The organism is Nevskia soli DSM 19509, assembly GCF_000711955.1.
Lineage (GTDB): Bacteria > Pseudomonadota > Gammaproteobacteria > Nevskiales > Nevskiaceae > Nevskia > Nevskia soli.
Genome location: NZ_JONR01000041.1, coordinates 17,429 through 34,100 on the forward strand (window position 1 = coordinate 17,429; position 16,672 = coordinate 34,100).

Sequence of the window (16,672 nt, forward strand, 5' to 3'; positions counted from 1 at the left end):
GTTCAGCCTTCCGCAATCAGGTAGATCGTGGCCAGCGGCGGCAGCGTCAGTTCCAGCGAGAACGGCTGTCCATGGCTCGGCGCCGGTCGCGTACGCACCAAGCCCTCATTGCCGACATTGCCGCCGCCGTAGACACCGGCGTCGCTGTTGAACGCCTCGCGCCAGGCGCCGGTCCGCGGTGCGCCGATGCGGTAGCCATAACGCGGCACCGGGGTGAGATTGCTCACCACGATGACCGGCGGGTCCGCCTCTCCGCCCGAGCGGTAGAAGGCGAAGACGCTGTTGACGGCATCATCGCCCACCAGCCAGTGGAAGCCGGTGTCCCGGCAGTCCGCCACGTGCAATGCGGGCAGGGTCGAATACAAATGATTCAGGTCGCGCACCGCCCGCTGCACACCGCCGTGATAGGGATCGCCGAGGGCGCCCCAGTCCAGTTGCGTGTCGTGATTCCACTCCCGATCCTGCGCCAGCTCGTCGCCCATGAACAGCAGCTTCTTGCCGGGATGCGCCCACATGAAGCCGTAGTAGGCGCGCAGGTTGGCGAAGCGCTGCCACCGATCGCCCGGCATCTTGCCGATCAGCGAACGCTTGCCGTGCACCACCTCGTCGTGCGACAGCGGCAGCACGAAGTGCTCGGAGAAGGCATAGACCAGGCCGAAAGTCAGTTCGTTGTGATGATGGGCGCGATGAATCGGGTCGTGGGCGATATAGCTCAACGTGTCGTGCATCCACCCCATGTTCCACTTGAAGTCGAAGCCCAGGCCGCCTTCGCTGGTGGGGCGGGTGACACCGGGCCAGGCGGTGGATTCTTCGGCGATCAGCAGCGTGCCCGGGCAGCGCTCGTGCACCACGTCGCTGAGATGGCGCAGGAAATCGATCGATTCCAGATTCTCGCGGCCGCCATATCTGTTGGGAATCCACTGGCCCGCCTGGCGCGAGTAGTCCCGGTACAGCATGGAGGCGACGGCATCCACGCGCAGCCCGTCGACGTGGTAGTGCTCCAGCCAGTGCAGGGCGCTGGCCAGCAGGAAGCCGTGCACCTCGCGGCGTCCCATGTTGTAGATCAGCGTGTTCCAGTCCTGGTGAAAGCCTTCGCGCGGGTCTTCGTGCTCGTATAGCGCGGTGCCGTCGAAGCGCATCAGCCCATGGGGATCTGTGGGGAAGTGCGCCGGTACCCAGTCCAGCAGCACCCCCAAACCCGCCTGGTGGCAGCGGTCGACGAAGGCCGCGAAAGCCTTGGGCTCGCCGTATTCGGCATGCGGCGCGAACAGCCCCAGCGGCTGGTAGCCCCAGGAGCCGCCGAAGGGATGCGCGGTGATCGGCAGCAGTTCAAGATGGGTGAAGCCCTGATCGACCACGTAGGGGATCAGCTGGTCCGCCAGCTCCTCCCAGGACAGCATGCGGTCGCCATGCTCGCCGCCGCGTCGCCAGGAGCCGGCATGGACCTCGTAGATCGAAATCGGCGCCCGCGTGGATTGCCGCCCGGGGCGGCGCTCGAGCCACGCGGCGTCGTTCCACTGGAACGGCGCAGGATCGGCGACGATGGAGGCTGTCCGCGGCGGCCGCTCCGACTGCAGGGCCACTGGATCGGCCTTCTGCGGCAACGGGCCGTGCGCGCCGAGGATGTCGTACTTGTACAGCGCCCCGGGATCGAGCCTGGGAATGAACAGCTCCCAGATGCCGCCTTCCAGGCGCTTGCGCATCGGATGGCGGCGCATGTCCCAGTTGTTGAAGCCGCCCACCACCGACACGCGCCGCGCATTCGGCGCCCAGCAGGCGAAGCGCACACCGCGCACGCCTTCCACGGTCATCGCCTGCGCGCCGAGGCATTGCCCCAACTGGCGATGATTGCCCTCGGCGATCAGGTGCAGGTCCATCTCGCCCAGCAGCAGGCCGAAGCTGTAGGGGTCTTCGGTTTCCTGTACCGCGCCCGGCCAGTGGATGCGCAGCACATATGCGGTGTTCGCCGGGATCAGGCCGGCGAACAGGCCCGGCGTCTGCACCGGGCTCAGCGTGCCCAGGGCGGCGCCGGAGCGCGACAGGACTTCCACCTGCTGCGCCTGCGGCAGGAAGACGCGGACGATGGTACCCGCCGCGCCCGGATGCGGGCCGAGCAGGGAGAACGGATCGCCCACCTCGGCCCGGTCCAGGGCCTCGGCGGCGGCGGGCGGAAGCAGCAGCTCGTTGCGATGACTGTCCGGCATTAACCTTCTTCCGTTTTGGTCAGACGCTGGGTGATTTCCGCCAGGCCGCGCAATGGCACCGTCAGCCAGGGCGGGCGGTTGGCGATTTCATAAGCCACTTCATAAGCGGCTTTTTCCAGCGTGAAAAGATCGATCAGCGCCCCCGCGGCCTTGTCCCCGTTTCCATCATAGGCCACTGCCCCCGCGCTGCCGTACTGCGCCAGGAAGGATTCGCGCGACGCGGTGCGGAAGCGCTCGATCACCGCGCGCATGCGCTGGATCGATTCCTCGCTGCGGCCGGCCACCGACCGTGCGGTCATCGACGCCGCGTATTCGAACGAGCGCAGCATGCCGGCCACATCGCGGAACGGGCTGTTCTTGGCCCGGCGTTCTTCCAGCGGCCGGGCCGGCTCGCCTTCGAAGTCGATGATGTAGGCGTCTTCCTTGGAGACCAGGATCTGTCCCAGGTGCAGATCGCCATGGGTCCGGATCAGCAGCGAGCCGAGTCCGGCCTTGGCCAGCTTGGCCGCGATGCGGTGCAGGCTCTTGCGCTGCTTGATCAGCTCCTGCGCCAGCAACCGGTCTTCTTCGCTGGGCCACTGCTGCTGCTTGCCGAGCAATTGCAGCGCCTCGTCGATGCGCGCGCGGGTCGCTTCCGCCCAGTTCGCGCAATCGGCGTTGGTGGCGCGCTGCGGTGCGAAGGCCGGGTCGTCGGAAGGCTGGGCCAGGACGGTGTGCATTTCGCCGATGCGCTTGCCGAGCACGCCGCTGAACTGGGCGAACTCCAGGAAGGCGTCGGTTTTCTGGACCGCTTCGCTGCCTTCCATCGGCAGCGCCGTATCCTGGATGGCGCGCTCCAGCATGTTCTGCGTCCACGACCAGGCGTCGCCCTGGTTGTGCAGGAATTCCTGCACCACCATCAGCACCCGCGGCGTGCCGTCGGCCGTGATCCGCGACACCTCGCCCAGCATCGGCGCGATGTTGGCGAAACCGCGCTCGGTCAGCACGCGCCCCATCTCCGCTTCCGGATGCAGGCCCGGGCTGATATGCCGGATCAGCTTGAGGATCACGCGCTCGCCGATCGACAGCGAACTGTTGGACTGTTCCGCCGCCAGCAGGCGTACCTCCGCGTCCTCCGGCAGGTCCAGCTGGGCCAGCCTGGAGGTGGGGCTGAAGCGCAGCTCGCCGTCTTCGAGCGGGATGTGGCCGTCCTGCCGCAGCAGCCTCAACACTTCCTGCGCGAAGGCGGGAATGGTGAAGGCGTCGGTGAGCAGTCCCACGCGCCGGCCATGACGCAGGCGGGTCAGCGCCAGCTGGTATTGCAGTGCGCTGGCGTTCTGCTCTTCGGAAAGAAAGCCCAGCGGCAGCTGGAAGCTGTCGGTGCCGCGCTCGGTCTCGACCTCGATTTCCGTCAGCAGGATGGGAATGGTCGGACTGAGCGGAGTGGCATGGGTGATGCGCACGCTGCGCAGCGTTTCGTTCTTGATCGAGAACCAGCGTCGCTTGGGCAGGTAGGTCGGCAGGGTATCGCTCTGCAGCAGGCCGCGCGCGGGGTCCTTCAGCAGGTCGGCCATGCCGTTGCGCAGCACCAGGGTGATGTGATCCGGCATCGGCTCCGGGGTCGCCGCGTACCAGGACGGCATCTGCGCCTCGGCGGCGAGCTGGAACCAGTAGAAGCCGTAGGGCGGCAGCGTCAGCAGGTAGGGCAGCTTGCCGATCGGTGGGAAGGCCGAGCCGCCGATCATTTCCACCGGCACATGGCCCTCGAAACTGGCCAGGTCCAGCTCCACCGCCTGCGCCGAGCGCGATACATTGGCCACGCACAGGATGGTGCGCGGCGCCTCGTTCGGCGCGGTGTATTCACGCAGGTAGGCCAGCACGCGGCGGTTGCTCGGGTAGAGCAGCTTCAGCGTGCCGCGGCCGAAGGCCTGCTGCTGCTTGCGGATGCCGAGCATGCGCCGCATCCAGTTGAGGAGCGAATGCGGATCGCGCGCCTGCGCCTCGACGTTGATCGCCTGGTAGCCGTACAGCGGATCCATCACCGGCGGCAGCACCAGCGAGGCCGGATCGGCGCGCGAGAAGCCGCCGTTGCGGTCGAACGACCATTGCATCGGCGTGCGCACGCCGTCGCGATCGCCGAGAAAGATGTTGTCGCCCATGCCGATCTCGTCGCCGTAATAGATCACCGGCGTGCCGGGCATCGACAGTAGCAATGAATTCAGCAGCTCCACGCGCCGGCGGTCGCGCTCCATCAGCGGCGCCAGGCGGCGGCGGATGCCGAGGTTGATGCGGGCCCGCCGGTCCGCCGCATAGCGGTCCCACAGGTAGTCGCGCTCCTTGTCGGTCACCATCTCCAGCGTCAGCTCGTCGTGGTTGCGCAGGAAGATCGCCCACTGACAGTTGGGGGGGATATCCGGCGTCTGCCGCAGGATGTCGGTGATGGGGAAGCGGTCTTCCTGCGCCAGCGCCATGTACATGCGCGGCATCAGCGGGAAATGGAAGGCCATGTGGCATTCATCGCCCTGGCCGAAATACTCCTGCGTATCCTCCGGCCACTGGTTGGCCTCGGCCAGCAGCATGCGGTCCGGGTAATGCGCGTCGATCTCGGCGCGGATGCGCTTGAGAATGGCGTGCGTCTCCGGCAGGTTCTCGTTGTTGGTGCCCTCGCGCTCCACCAGGTAGGGCACGGCGTCGAGCCGCAGCCCGTCCACGCCCAGGTCCAGCCAGAAGCGCATCACCGACAGCACCGCCTTCATCACCTGCGGGTTGTCGAAGTTCAGGTCCGGCTGGTGGGAATAGAAGCGGTGCCAGTAATAGGCATTCGCCACCGGGTCCCAGGTCCAGTTGGATTTCTCGCTGTCGACGAAGATGATGCGCGTGCCGGCATACTTGCCCTCGTTGTCCGACCACACATAGAAATTGTGCGCATTGGAGCCGGGCTTGGCCCGGCGCGCGCGCTGGAACCAGGGATGCAGGTCGGAGGTATGGTTGATGACCAGTTCGGTGATGACGCGCAGGCTGCGGCGGTGCGCCTCGGCGATGAACTTGCGCGCATCCGACAGCTTGCCGTAGTCCGGATGCACATCGCGATACTCCGCGATGTCGTAGCCGTCGTCGCGCCGGGGCGAGGGATAGAAAGGCAGCAGCCAGATGGTATTCACGCCCAGGCCGGCGATGTAATCCAGCTTCTCGATCAGGCCGGCGAAGTCGCCGACGCCGTCGCCGTTGGCGTCGTAGTAGGACTTCAGGTGCAACTGGTAGACCACCGCGTCCTTGTACCAGAGCGGATCGTTGATGAACTTGACCTTGGAGGTCTTGGTGCGTGGACCGGTCATGAGTTTGCTTCCGCTTTGCGTACGCGCCAGATGGCGAAGGGCAGGCGGCCCGGATCGAAGTACCAATGCTGCAGCTTGCCGCGCCAGGTGAGGGGAGTGCCGGTCATCAGTTCTTCAACCTCCAGGGTGTCGTGGTCACCGAGGCCGAATTCCCACAACGGCACTTCGAGTTGCGCTTCCTGCGCGTGATGCGGATCCAGGCTTACCGCCGCCAGGATGAAATCGTCGCCGCCCGGCGTGCCCTTGCCGTAGAACAGCACCTGGTCGTTCCAGGCGGTGTGGAATTTCAGGCCCAGATGCGTCTGCAGCGCGGGATAGTCGCGGCGGATCTGATTGAGCCGGGAGATTTCACGGATGATGTTGCCCGGCGCCTGCCAGTCGCGCCGCCGGATCTCGTATTTCTCCGAATCCAGGTATTCCTCCCGTCCCGGTAGCGCCGCCGCTTCGCAGAGTTCGAAGCCGCTATAAAGGCCCCACAGCCCGGACAATGTCGCCGCCAGGGCGGCGCGGATGAGGAAGCCGCCGCGGCCGGAGGTCTGCAGGAACCAGGGATTGATGTCCGGCGTGTTGACGAAGAAGTGCGGGCGGTAGAAATGCCGCGGCTCGCCCTGCGCCAGCTCGGTCAGGTACTCGGTCAGCTCCGCCTTGGTGTTGCGCCAGGTGAAATAGGTATAGCTCTGCGCGAAGCCGATCTTGGCCAGGCGGTACATCATCGCCGGCCGGGTGAATGCCTCCGCCAGGAAAATGACGTCCGGATGCCCGGCGCGGATATCCGCGATCAGCCATTCCCAGAAGGGCAGGGGTTTGGTGTGGGGGTTGTCGACGCGGAAGATCTTCACCCCTTCACCGATCCAGCCGCGCACCACGTCGCGCAGCGCCAGCCACAGCGAAGGCATCGCGCCGGCGGCATAGAAGTCGACGTTGACGATGTCCTCGTAGCTCTTGGGCGGGTTCTCGGCATGCCGGATCGAGCCGTCCGGCCGCCAGGAGAACCACTCCGGATGCTGCTTCAGCCAGGGATGATCCGGCGAACACTGCACCGCGAAATCCAGCGCCAGTTCCATTCCATGCTCGGCCACCGCCGCGCGCAAGCGGCGAAACCCCTCGATGCCGCCCAGTTCCGGATGCACCGCATCGTGGCCGCCTTCCGGGCTGCCGATCGCATACGGGCTGCCGGGATCGCGCGGCCCGGCTTGCAGGCTGTTGTTGGGGCCCTTGCGATGCGTGGTGCCGATGGGATGGATCGGCGGCAGGTACAACACGTCGAAACCCATGGCCTGGATGAAGGGCAGGCGGGCGATGACGTCGTCGAACGTCCCATGCTGCTGTTCGGCATGCATCGTCGAGCGCGGGAACAGCTCGTACCAGGCGCCAAAGCCGGCGGCCTTGCGTTCCACCTCGATCCGCAGCTCGACTTCGGAGCGCGTCTCGAAGGCGCGCAGATCGACACGCGCCATCACCGCCGCGGTGGTCTCGCTCACCAGCAAGTCCACCTGCAGCGATTCGTCCGGATTTTCCAGGCCCGCTGCCAGCGCCTGTAAAGCCTGCAATTCATTGCCGGTGGCACGGCCGCGCGCCGCTTCGATCAATTGGCGGCCTTCCACCAGTTCCTGCGCGATGGGCTTGCCCGCCGTGAACTTCTTTTCGAGTACGCTGCGAAAACTGCTCCACTGGTCGAGCCGGGCCTCGATCCGCAGATGGTAGCGGCCGGGCTGCGTCGGCTCGAACCGAGCGCGCCAGCGATCATTGCCCAACGGCTGCATCGGCAGAGCCTGAAGTTCTGCACCGGCATGGAACACCAGCACCCGGGCCGCGATCTTGTCGTGGCCGTCCAGGAAAATATCGGCCTCGATATCGATCCGCTGTCCAACTACCGCGCAGGAAGGAAAACGTCCGTTCTCGACCAGCGGTGAAACCGCCGTGATGACGATGCGGGGCGCCGCGATTGCCGCGCCCACATCCGGGCGCTCGACGCGGGCGGCGCTGTCCGCGATTGTGTCAGCTTGCGGCATGCCGTTCCTTGCCACCATGTGATTCCCGAGTTTTGCGTTCGTTGCACCGCCGCCGCTACTGGCGGTGACCGGTCCGTCTGCTTGTAATGGACAGCAAATCCGGTCTGCCGTTCGATCCAGGCTCAACGATCCAGCAGCATCTCCGGCGTCACCAGCGTGACGCCGCCCGGGCTGACGTGGAAGCGCCTGCGGTCCTCGTCCAGGTTGCCGCCGATCACGGTGTTGTCCGGAATGACGCAGCCCTCGTCGATGATCGCCTTATGGATGCGGCAGTTGCGGCCGACGGACACGCCGGGCAGCAGCAGCGATTCGGTGACCGTGCTGCCCTCGTTGACCCGGGCGCCGGAGAACAGCACGCTGCATTTCACCTCGGCGCCGGAGACGATGCAGCCGCCGCTCACCAGGGAGTCGGAGGCGCTGCCGCGCCGACCGGGGTCATCGAACACGAACTTCGCCGGCGGCAACTGCTCCTGGTGCGTCCAGATCGGCCAGTCTTCGTCGTAGAGATTCAGTTCCGGTACCACGTCGATCAGTTCGAGATTGCCTTTCCAGTAGGTATCGACGGTGCCGACATCGCGCCAATACCCCTGTTTGCGCGGCTCGTACAGGTCGGTGAAGGGGAAGGCATACACCACGTTCTCGTTGATCGCCGCCGGAATGATGTCCTTGCCGAAATCGTGGCTGGACTCGCTGATCCCCGCATCGCGCGACAGCCACTCGAGCAGGAACAGCGCGTCGAATACATAGATGCCCATGCTGGCCAGCGCGATGCCGGGCTTGCCGGGCGTGGCCTTCGGCCGCTCGGGTTTCTCCTCGAAGCCCACCACGCGGCTGTGCTTGTCCACTTCCATCACGCCGAAGCTGGAGGCCTCGTCCAGCGGCACCTCGAGGCAGCCGACCGTGATTTTCGCGCCGCAGCGCGCATGGTGGGCCAGCATGCGGCCATAATCCATCTTGTAGATATGGTCCCCGGCCAGGATCAGCACATGGGCCGGCTGGTGCAGCTTGATGAAGTCGATGTTCTGGAACACCGCGTCCGCTGTGCCGGCGTACCAGGAAGGATTCTCCGAGCGCTGCTCCGCCGGCAGCAACTCGACGAATTCGCCGAATTCGCCGCGGAGGAAACCCCAGCCCCTCTGCAGGTGTCTGATCAGCGGATGGCTCTTGTACTGCATCAGCACGCCGACGCGCCGGATACCGCTGTTGATGCAATTCGAGAGGGTAAAATCGATGATCCGGAATTTTCCGCCGAAGGGCACGGCCGGCTTGGCGCGCGTCGCGGTAAGCTGCATCAGCCTGGTACCGCGACCGCCGGCCATGACCAGTGCCAGGGTATCGCGGGTCAGGCGGCTGACAAAGCGGGCATCTCTTGCGCCGGCCATCGTGTCCGTCCTAGGTTTCAATGTTGTCGAGCGCTATATCGGCCTTCCACGCCCATCTCGGGCGTGGGGAAACAATGAAGCAAGCTGATTGATGAAGCAAGCTGATTAATATCGATAAGACTATGCAAGGCCCAGAAGATTCCACCAGAAAACTCAGCGGCACTTCGATGAAAGTCCTGCATGTCGCCGCCGAGTGCTTTCCCCTGGTCAAGACCGGTGGACTCGCCGACGTGGTCGGCTCCCTGCCGCTGGCGCAACGGCGCATCGGCATCGATGCCCGCGTCGCCCTGCCCGGCTACCGCGGCCTGGCGCGCCGGCTGGAATTCACCCGCACCGTCGCGGCGTTCGATCTGCACGGCTTCCAGATCGGCGTCACCGAGGGCATGTTGAACAGCGTCGAGGGGCCCGAGCAGCGTCTGCCGGTCTACCTGTTCGAGTGCCCGGAGCTGTACGACCGCCCGGGCGATCCCTATCGCGACGCCGCAGGCAAGGAGCATCCGGACAACGCCCTGCGTTTCGGCTGCTTCGCCGAAGCCGTGGCGCGTTTCGCCCTGCACCGCGGTAATGGCTTCTCTCCGGCGCTGGTCCACCTCCACGACTGGCAGGCAGCGCCCGCCGCCGCCTGGCTCAGCATCCAGCCGCAGCGGCCCGCGGTGGTGATGACCATCCACAATCTCGCCTACCAGGGCCTGTTCGACCGCCGGACCTTCGAGCACCTCGGCTTCCCGGAGCGCTGGTGGTCGCCGCAGGCCATGGAATTCTGGGGCCAGTGCTCCTTCCTCAAGGCCGGTATCCAGTTCAGCGATGCCATCACCACCGTCAGCCCCGCCTATGCGCGGGAAATCCGGACGCCCGAGTATGGTTGCGGCCTGGATGGTGAACTCAGGGCCCGCTCCGCCTCTCTCCGGGGCATCCTCAACGGCGTCGATACCGCCGTCTGGGATCCGCAGACCGATCCCTTCATCGCCGCGCACTACACCGCCGGCGACGCCACCATTGGCAAGAGCGCCAACAAGTCGGCCCTGCAGGAAGAGCTCGGCCTGGCCGTCAGCACCCGGCCCCTGGTGGCGTTTATCGGCCGCCTCGCCGACCAGAAGGGCGCCGACCTGATCCTGGCGGCCAGGGAGGAACTGCTCGGGCTGGATGCGCAATACGTGGTGCTCGCCACCGGCGACCTTGCCCTGCAGGAAGCCTTCGCCGCCTTTGCCGGAACCACGGCCGCCGACCGGGTCGCCGTCCGCCTGCTCCACGACGAAGTGCTGGCCCACAAGATTTTCGCCGCCGCCGACCTGCTGCTGATCCCCTCGCGCTTCGAACCCTGCGGCCTCAACCAGCTCTATGCGCAGCGCTACGGCACCATCCCGGTGGTGCGCAGCACCGGTGGCCTGATCGATACCGTGGTCGATGCCGATGCGGCCACGCTCGCCGCCGGCCGCGCCACCGGCGTGCATTTCCGCGACGCCGACGTCGGCGGCGTGCTGTACGGTCTGCGCCGTGCCCTGGAACTCATCGCCGACGAGGCGACACGCGACGGTCTGCGGCGGGCCGGCATGGCGGCCGATTTCTCATGGCTGCGCTCCGCCGCCGAATACCGCGGCCTGTATCGCTCCCTGCAGGCGCCGCGCCACCCCGGCCCGATTGCGCCGGGCTGAATCCATACCCGCCGTGCCGGCCGGTGTTTACTGCCGCCTTCAGGCCACCAGCCGCGCCATTCCCTCCATCACCGGCTGCACCACCCGCCGTGCCATCGGCGCCATGTCCAGCGGCTTGAGCAGCATGTTCACCGACATCCGGTACGGCACGTGCTTGCCGACCAGCTTGCGCAAGCGCCCGGTGATTTCCTTGTACACCGCCTTGTCGTAGGGCTGGCCCGGATGCCGCGCGGCGTGGACGTGGCACAGCGCGATGTAGGAATCCTCGTCCTCGATCACCCGCAGGCGATGCCACAGCGCCCCCAGCACCTGCGTGCGGCTGGTGTTCTCGATCTCGCGGTACTGGCGGAAGTATTTGTAGAAATACTTGTAGTGCCCTACCTCGTCCTCGAAGATGTGCTGGGTCAGTTGCGCCAGCACCGGCTCGCCGCTGGCGTGGTGCAGGGCGGTGTAGTAGCTGGCCGTCCCCATCTCCACCACACAGCGCGAGGCCAGCTCCAGGCTGCGCAGCGGCAGCAGCATCTCCGGTTTGCACAGCGCGCTGTAGTCGGCGAAGAACGCGGCATACCGCGCCTCCCAGTCGAACTCCGGCCAGGCGTGCCGCACGTATTCGCGCAGGGCGGCGCCGTGCTGCAGCTCCTCCGGCTCCCAGCCTTGCTCCAGCCACTCGCTCACTTCCGGGTTATCGGCGAAATGCCGCACCAGGTTGCGCGTGTAGAGGTCCGAGGTGGTCTCGATGAAGGAAGCGCCAGCCAGCATGTAGAACAGCTCTTCACTATCCGCCACATACTCCCGGCGCAGTTCGCCCCAGGGAATGCTGTCCAGTGTCCAATGCTGCTTGAGGCTCATGGCTGCTTCCTTTTTCGAACGGGCAGGGCTCCGATCGCGCGGGTGCGAACGGACGCCGGACCAGGCCGGTTCACCGCTTTGACGTCCCCATGGGGGCCAAAGTTGCGTAAAGATGGTTTGCAGCAGGGGCGCGATCCAACCGGAGCAGGACCGCGCCCCCAGGCCTTGTCACCGCCTCAGACTACGACAATCCGGCCGGGACCGGTCGATCCGCAGCCCCGGCGTGTCGAAACGGGTGGTAAGGCTTTCGGTAAAGTCACCGGAACGCGATTGATTCGCGCCGTGGACCGTAATATTTTGAGATGGATGCTCCGGATGCCGCCCCGCCCGGACCATCGATCATTCCATCCTGCAGGCAGGCGGAGACCGATGACCGAAGCAAGCAATACGCAGGAAACCGTACGCCTCGATGTCTGGCTGTGGGCCATCCGTTTCTTCCGCACGCGCGCCCTCGCCAAGCAGGCGATCGAGGGCGGCAAGGTCAAGGTCGGCGGCGCAGCCGCCGGAAAGCCGGCCAAGCTGCTGCGCATCGGCGACCGCCTGGAAATCACCCGCGGCCAGGACCGTTACGAAATCGAAGTCGTCGCGCCGAGCACCCAGCGCGGCTCCGCCCCGCAGGCGCAGCAGTGCTATCGGGAAACCGAACAGAGCCGCACCGCGCGCGAGAACGCCGCGGAGCAGCGCCGGATGGCGAACGCCGGCTACGCCAGGCCGCCCACCAAGCCCGACAAGCGCGCCCGCCGCCTGATCCAGGCCCTCGGCGACATCGACGCATTCTGACGCCGGCCTGAAAGCAGGGCAGGACTTCGTCTTCACCCGCTTCGGGCCCTGGCGCAGATGGAATTGTCCGTCACCGTAACCGGGGTATCCAGATGATCGAAGCCTCGTAGGGGCGGATTGATCCACCGCTTGCTCCGGCCGTACCCGCGGCCGGCAGGGGCCGCGGGTACGCATCGTTCAGGCATAGCGCATCCGTTCCAGGTCGGCGATCAATCCGGGCCCGGTCGGGTGCCAGCCCAATCGCTCCTGGGTCTTCGCGCTGGAAGCCGGAAAGTCCAGACCGACGAACATGGCCAGCCAGCCGAAGTGGGCTGCCGCTTCGTCCGGAGACAGGGCAACGACCGGCACCTTCAAGCCCCGGCCAATGACCTCCGCGATGTCCCGCGCCGCCACGCCTTCCTCGGCCACCGCGTGATACCGGCTGCCGGGCTTGCGCTTCTCCAGCGCCAGCCGGTACAGGCGGGCGACATCGTGGAGATGTCCCGCCGGCCAGCGATTGAGTCCATCGCCGACATAGGCGGAGACGCCTTTCTCGCGGGCCAGCTCCACCAGGGGGCTGACGAGGCCCTGCTTGACCGTGTTGTGGACCTGGGGCAGGCGTACCACCGACACATTGATTCCAGCCGCCGACAGCGCCACCCCCGCCAGTTCCGATGCCCTGCGGGGATTCGGATGGTCGGGATTGAAGATGTCTTCGTTCGCCAGTTGGCCGAACTCCGCGTTACCCATTCCCGTGCCGGAAGTGATCAGCAGGGGGCGGTCCGATCCGGCGAGGGCCGAGCCGAGCGCCTCGATGGCGCGCGCGTCCTTTTCGCAATTCGCCACGAAGTTCGAGAAGTCGTGGTCGAAGGCGCAGTGGATCACGCCGTCCGATCCGGACGCGCCGCTGCGCAGGCTCTCCGGGTTTTCGAGATTCCCCCGATGCACCTCGGCGCCGGCGGCCCTCAGAGACTGGGCGCCCGCATCCGACCGTGTCAGCCCGATCACCTGATGACCGGCGCCGATGAGTTCCCGAACGATCACTGAGCCGATAAAACCGGTTGCACCGGTAACAAAGACTTTCATTGAAACCTCCAGCAGTGGATGGAGGCTACTCTCGGCTTTTATAATATCCGGGTAAAGTAGTGTCATTATACGGGTATAAAAATTAATATGATGGGCTAACACGATGGGCCGACAGGATGGTGTCGCGTGATGGACGAGAACCGCTTGGGCACGTATCTGAAGGATCGGCGCGGCAAGCTCGATCCCATGGCCTTCGGCTTTCCCTTGAGCCGCAGGCGAACGCCCGGCTTGCGGCGCGAGGAGGTGGCGCAGCGCGCCGGGGTGAGTGCAACCTGGTACACCTGGCTCGAACAGGGACGCGGCGGTGCGCCCTCGGCCGGGGTGCTGGAACGGATCGCCCATGCGCTGATGCTGACGGACGCGGAGCGCGAGCACGTGTTCCGGCTTGGACTGGGCCGGCCGCCCGAGGTCCGCTATCAGGCGCCCGAGGGCGTAACGCCGCGACTGCAACGCGTGCTGGACTCGCTGGAGCTGAGTCCGGCCATCGTGAAAACCCTGACCTGGGATGTCGTCGCATGGAATCGCGCCGCCGCCGCGGTGTTGACCGACTACGGCAAGCTCCCTCGCGAACAGCGCAATATCCTGCGCCTGATTTTCTGTAGTCCGCGCGCCCGCGCTGCGCAACAGGATTGGGAAAGCGTAGCGCGATTCGTGGTGGCGGCCTTCCGCGCAGACACGGTGCGCGCCGGGTCCTCGAAGGAGGTTGACGCACTGGTCGAGGACCTCAGCCGCCTGAGTCCCGAGTTCAGGCGGATGTGGCAGGACCATGATGTCCGCAATTACGGCGAAGGCACCAAATACATCCTGCACCCGACCGTTGGCCGGCTCGGGATGGAATATTCGGCCTTCTCCGTCGATGGCCGGCCGGATCTCGGAATGGTGATCTACAACCCGTCGACGCCGGAGGATGCCGAGCGGATTCGTTCCTTGATCGAAACGTACCTGAGTGCCTGATGCCGTGAACAGGAAAGCCGGCACGGAGCCGGCTTTCCTGTTCGGCGGGGCGGGGGAATCAGGCCCTAGTTGTGAGCCAGCAGCGGACCTACCGCCGCGTCGATCGCCTCGCGCGCCCGGAAGATGCGGGAGCGCACGGTGCCGATCGGGCATTCCATCACCTGCGCAATCTCCTCGTAGCTGAGTCCTTCCATCTCGCGCAGCGTGATCGCCTGGCGCAGGTCGCCCGGCAGCTTCTTCATCACGTGCGCAACCGTCTCCTTGATTTCGTCGGCCAGCAGATTCGCTTCCGGCGTGCCCAGATCGCTGAGGTGCTCCTCGTGTCCGTACTTCTCGGCATCGGCCACATCCAGATCCTGCGTGGCCGGACGGCGTGAACGCGAGACGAGATGGTTCTTGGCGCTGTTGATGGCAATGCGGTACAGCCAGGTGTAGAACGCACTCTGGCCGCGGAAGCTGCCGAGCGCGCGATAGGCCTTGATGAAGGATTCCTGCGCCACGTCCGGCGCATCGCCTTCGCCCACCAGGCGCGCCACCAGCTGGATCAAGCGGCCCTGGTATTTGCGCACCAGCAGCTCGAAGGCAATCTGCTCGCCTTCCTGCGCGCGCACCACCAGCGCCTGGTCGCCGCTGTGATCGATCTGCGCTTCGCGGGCGACCTCAGGCTCCGGCTGCGCCGGCACGATATGCGCGACCACCGGTGCCCGCAGCGCGCTGGTCTGGGCGGCCAGCGCCGTGACCTTGCCCAGCCGGCCCGGTGCCTGCGCCCCGCGTTGACGGGTGCGACGGCCAGCGGTGCGGGTATTCAGCTTGGTCAGGGCTACTGCGCTCATGTGTATCTCCGTGGATTGTGAATGCTCTTGTCCCGGATATACGAGCGAGCGGCGTGCCATCTTCATCGTGAAATAGAAATTTCTATATTTTCAATGCGTTATTGTTGATCGGTAGAGAATTGCCGACCGCGAATCCGCCGAAGCGTGTAAGACCTACATACCCGATTGTAAAAACCGGAGTCCGCATTTGACGGCGGAGACGTCCATCGAGGCCCGCGCATCGGCGAACAATCGGCGACAGACCGCGATTGCATTCGATAGAAAGCCCGGTGCCGGGCCGACCTTGCCGGAGTCGGGAATTCGGAAAGCCGACTGTTGAACTGTCCCTCAGCCCAGCAATTGTCTGGAGGTCGTCCGCGAGAATGCGATGTCGCTGGATATCGCGATAGGAGGTTCGCGCAGTGAGGCCCGAACCCGAGTGGTCGCCGGGTTACCCGCAAGAACATCGTGGTATGCGGGCGCCTTGCCGGATAAACTGCATCGACTCCCTTCAACTTTCCCCCCAATTCCAGCACTCATGAACGGTCCCAATAGCGTCTCCCTTACCCGCTTCCTGATCGAAGAGCAGCGCGCCAAGGGGAAGATCGGCGCCGACCTGCGCCTCCTGATCGAGGTCGTCGCACGCGCCTGCAAGACCATCTCCATCGCCGTGGGCAAGGGCGCGCTGGGCGGAGTGCTCGGCGAAGCCGGCACCGGCAATGTGCAGGGCGAGGCGCAGAAGAAGCTCGACGTGCTGTCCAACGACATCCTGCTCGAAGCCAACGAGTGGGGCGGCCACCTCGCCGGCCTCGCTTCCGAGGAAATGGACCACCCCCATGCCATCCCGCACCATTTTCCCAAGGGCGGCTACCTGCTGGTTTTCGACCCCCTCGACGGCAGCAGCAATATCGACGTCAACGTGTCCATCGGCACCATCTTCTCGGTCCTGCGCTGTCCGGAGGGCATGACCGGCACCGAGGACGAAGCCTTCCAGCAGCCCGGCACCACCCAGGTCGCCGCGGGTTACTGCGTCTACGGGCCCTCGACCACCCTGGTGCTGACGGTGGGCGACGGCACCCACGCCTTCACCCTCGATCGCGAAGTCGGCAGCTTCCTCCTCACCGGCAAGAACCTGCAGATCCCGCCCGACACCAAGGAATTCGCCATCAACATGTCGAACGCGCGCTTCTGGGAAGCGCCGGTGAAGCGCTATATCGACGAACTGGTCGCCGGCAAGGAAGGCCCCCGCGGCAAGGACTTCAACATGCGCTGGGTCGGCTCCATGGTGGCCGACGTCCATCGCATCGTCACGCGCGGCGGCGTCTTCATGTACCCGATCGACGCAAAGACCATGGACAAGGGCGGCAGGCTGCGCCTTCTGTATGAAGCCAACCCCATGTCCTTCATCGTCGAACAGGCCGGCGGCGCCGCCACCACCGGCCGCCAGCGCATCGTCGAGGTGAAGCCCAGCAAGCTGCACCAGCGTGTGCCGGTGATACTCGGCTCACGCAATGAGGTGGAGCGGGTGACCGGGTATCACCGCGAGGGCTAGCGGCTCGTTTTTTCGAAGGGTAGGAAAGCAATCGGAGATCGCCCTGATTGCTTTGACCCGTCCTGGCCCGGGTTGAGGTTGGCGCTGCTTGCCTCA

11 protein-coding genes are annotated in these 16,672 nt (G+C 65.6%); 4 read left to right on the forward strand and 7 right to left on the reverse strand.

Going from position 1 to position 16,672, the window contains the following annotated elements:
* Positions 1 to 2: 2 nt before the first annotated feature.
* The 4 genes from glgB to glgC form a co-directional block, all read right to left on the reverse strand.
* Positions 3 to 2,204, reverse strand: coding sequence for a 1,4-alpha-glucan branching protein GlgB (gene glgB, locus BP26_RS0118665; protein WP_029922079.1), 2,202 nt, complete (start codon positions 2,202 to 2,204; stop codon positions 3 to 5).
* Positions 2,204 to 5,518, reverse strand: coding sequence for a maltose alpha-D-glucosyltransferase (gene treS, locus BP26_RS0118670; RefSeq protein ID WP_051749158.1), 3,315 nt, complete (start codon positions 5,516 to 5,518; stop codon positions 2,204 to 2,206). The genes glgB and treS overlap by 1 nt, the downstream gene beginning before the upstream one ends.
* Complete coding sequence (locus tag BP26_RS0118675) at positions 5,515 to 7,530, reverse strand: alpha-1,4-glucan--maltose-1-phosphate maltosyltransferase (protein ID WP_051749159.1); 2,016 nt, start codon at positions 7,528 to 7,530, stop codon at positions 5,515 to 5,517. Before BP26_RS0118675 ends, treS begins: the two co-directional genes overlap by 4 nt.
* A gap of 122 nt (positions 7,531 to 7,652) precedes the next feature.
* Entirely contained in the window at positions 7,653 to 8,912 is a 1,260-nt protein-coding gene (gene glgC, locus BP26_RS0118680; protein ID WP_029922082.1) for a glucose-1-phosphate adenylyltransferase, read from the reverse strand.
* A 167-nt stretch (positions 8,913 to 9,079) separates the two neighbouring features.
* On the opposite strand from glgC, the gene glgA reads away from it, so the two are divergent.
* On the forward strand, positions 9,080 to 10,564 hold the full coding sequence (glgA, locus tag BP26_RS0118685; protein WP_029922083.1) for a glycogen synthase GlgA: 1,485 nt from the start codon (positions 9,080 to 9,082) through the stop codon (positions 10,562 to 10,564).
* 39 nt (positions 10,565 to 10,603) lie between these two features.
* Here the strand turns inward: glgA and BP26_RS0118690 are convergent, their stop codons facing one another.
* Positions 10,604 to 11,413 (reverse strand): ferritin-like domain-containing protein, encoded by an 810-nt coding sequence (locus BP26_RS0118690; RefSeq protein WP_029922084.1) that lies wholly within the window; start codon positions 11,411 to 11,413, stop codon positions 10,604 to 10,606.
* Positions 11,414 to 11,782: 369 nt separating this feature from the next.
* Here BP26_RS0118690 and BP26_RS0118695 point away from each other — a divergent pair, with 369 nt between their 5' ends.
* Positions 11,783 to 12,193, forward strand: a complete 411-nt coding sequence (locus BP26_RS0118695; RefSeq protein ID WP_029922085.1) for an RNA-binding S4 domain-containing protein — start codon at positions 11,783 to 11,785, stop codon at positions 12,191 to 12,193.
* Between the two features lie 177 nt (positions 12,194 to 12,370).
* Here the strand turns inward: BP26_RS0118695 and BP26_RS0118700 are convergent, their stop codons facing one another.
* Entirely contained in the window at positions 12,371 to 13,258 is an 888-nt protein-coding gene (locus BP26_RS0118700; RefSeq protein WP_029922086.1) for an SDR family oxidoreductase, read from the reverse strand.
* A 129-nt stretch (positions 13,259 to 13,387) separates the two neighbouring features.
* Between BP26_RS0118700 and BP26_RS0118705 the strand changes: the two genes are divergently transcribed.
* Entirely contained in the window at positions 13,388 to 14,212 is an 825-nt protein-coding gene (locus BP26_RS0118705) for a helix-turn-helix transcriptional regulator (protein ID WP_029922087.1), read from the forward strand.
* A gap of 65 nt (positions 14,213 to 14,277) precedes the next feature.
* Here the strand turns inward: BP26_RS0118705 and rpoE are convergent, their stop codons facing one another.
* The gene (rpoE, locus tag BP26_RS0118710; protein WP_029922088.1) at positions 14,278 to 14,853 is read right to left on the reverse strand and encodes an RNA polymerase sigma factor RpoE; all 576 of its coding nucleotides are present in this window, start codon (positions 14,851 to 14,853) and stop codon (positions 14,278 to 14,280) included.
* Positions 14,854 to 15,562: 709 nt separating this feature from the next.
* On the opposite strand from rpoE, the gene BP26_RS0118715 reads away from it, so the two are divergent.
* A complete protein-coding gene (locus tag BP26_RS0118715; RefSeq protein WP_029922089.1) occupies positions 15,563 to 16,576 on the forward strand; it encodes a class 1 fructose-bisphosphatase in 1,014 nt (337 codons plus the stop codon).
* Positions 16,577 to 16,672 lie beyond the last annotated feature (96 nt).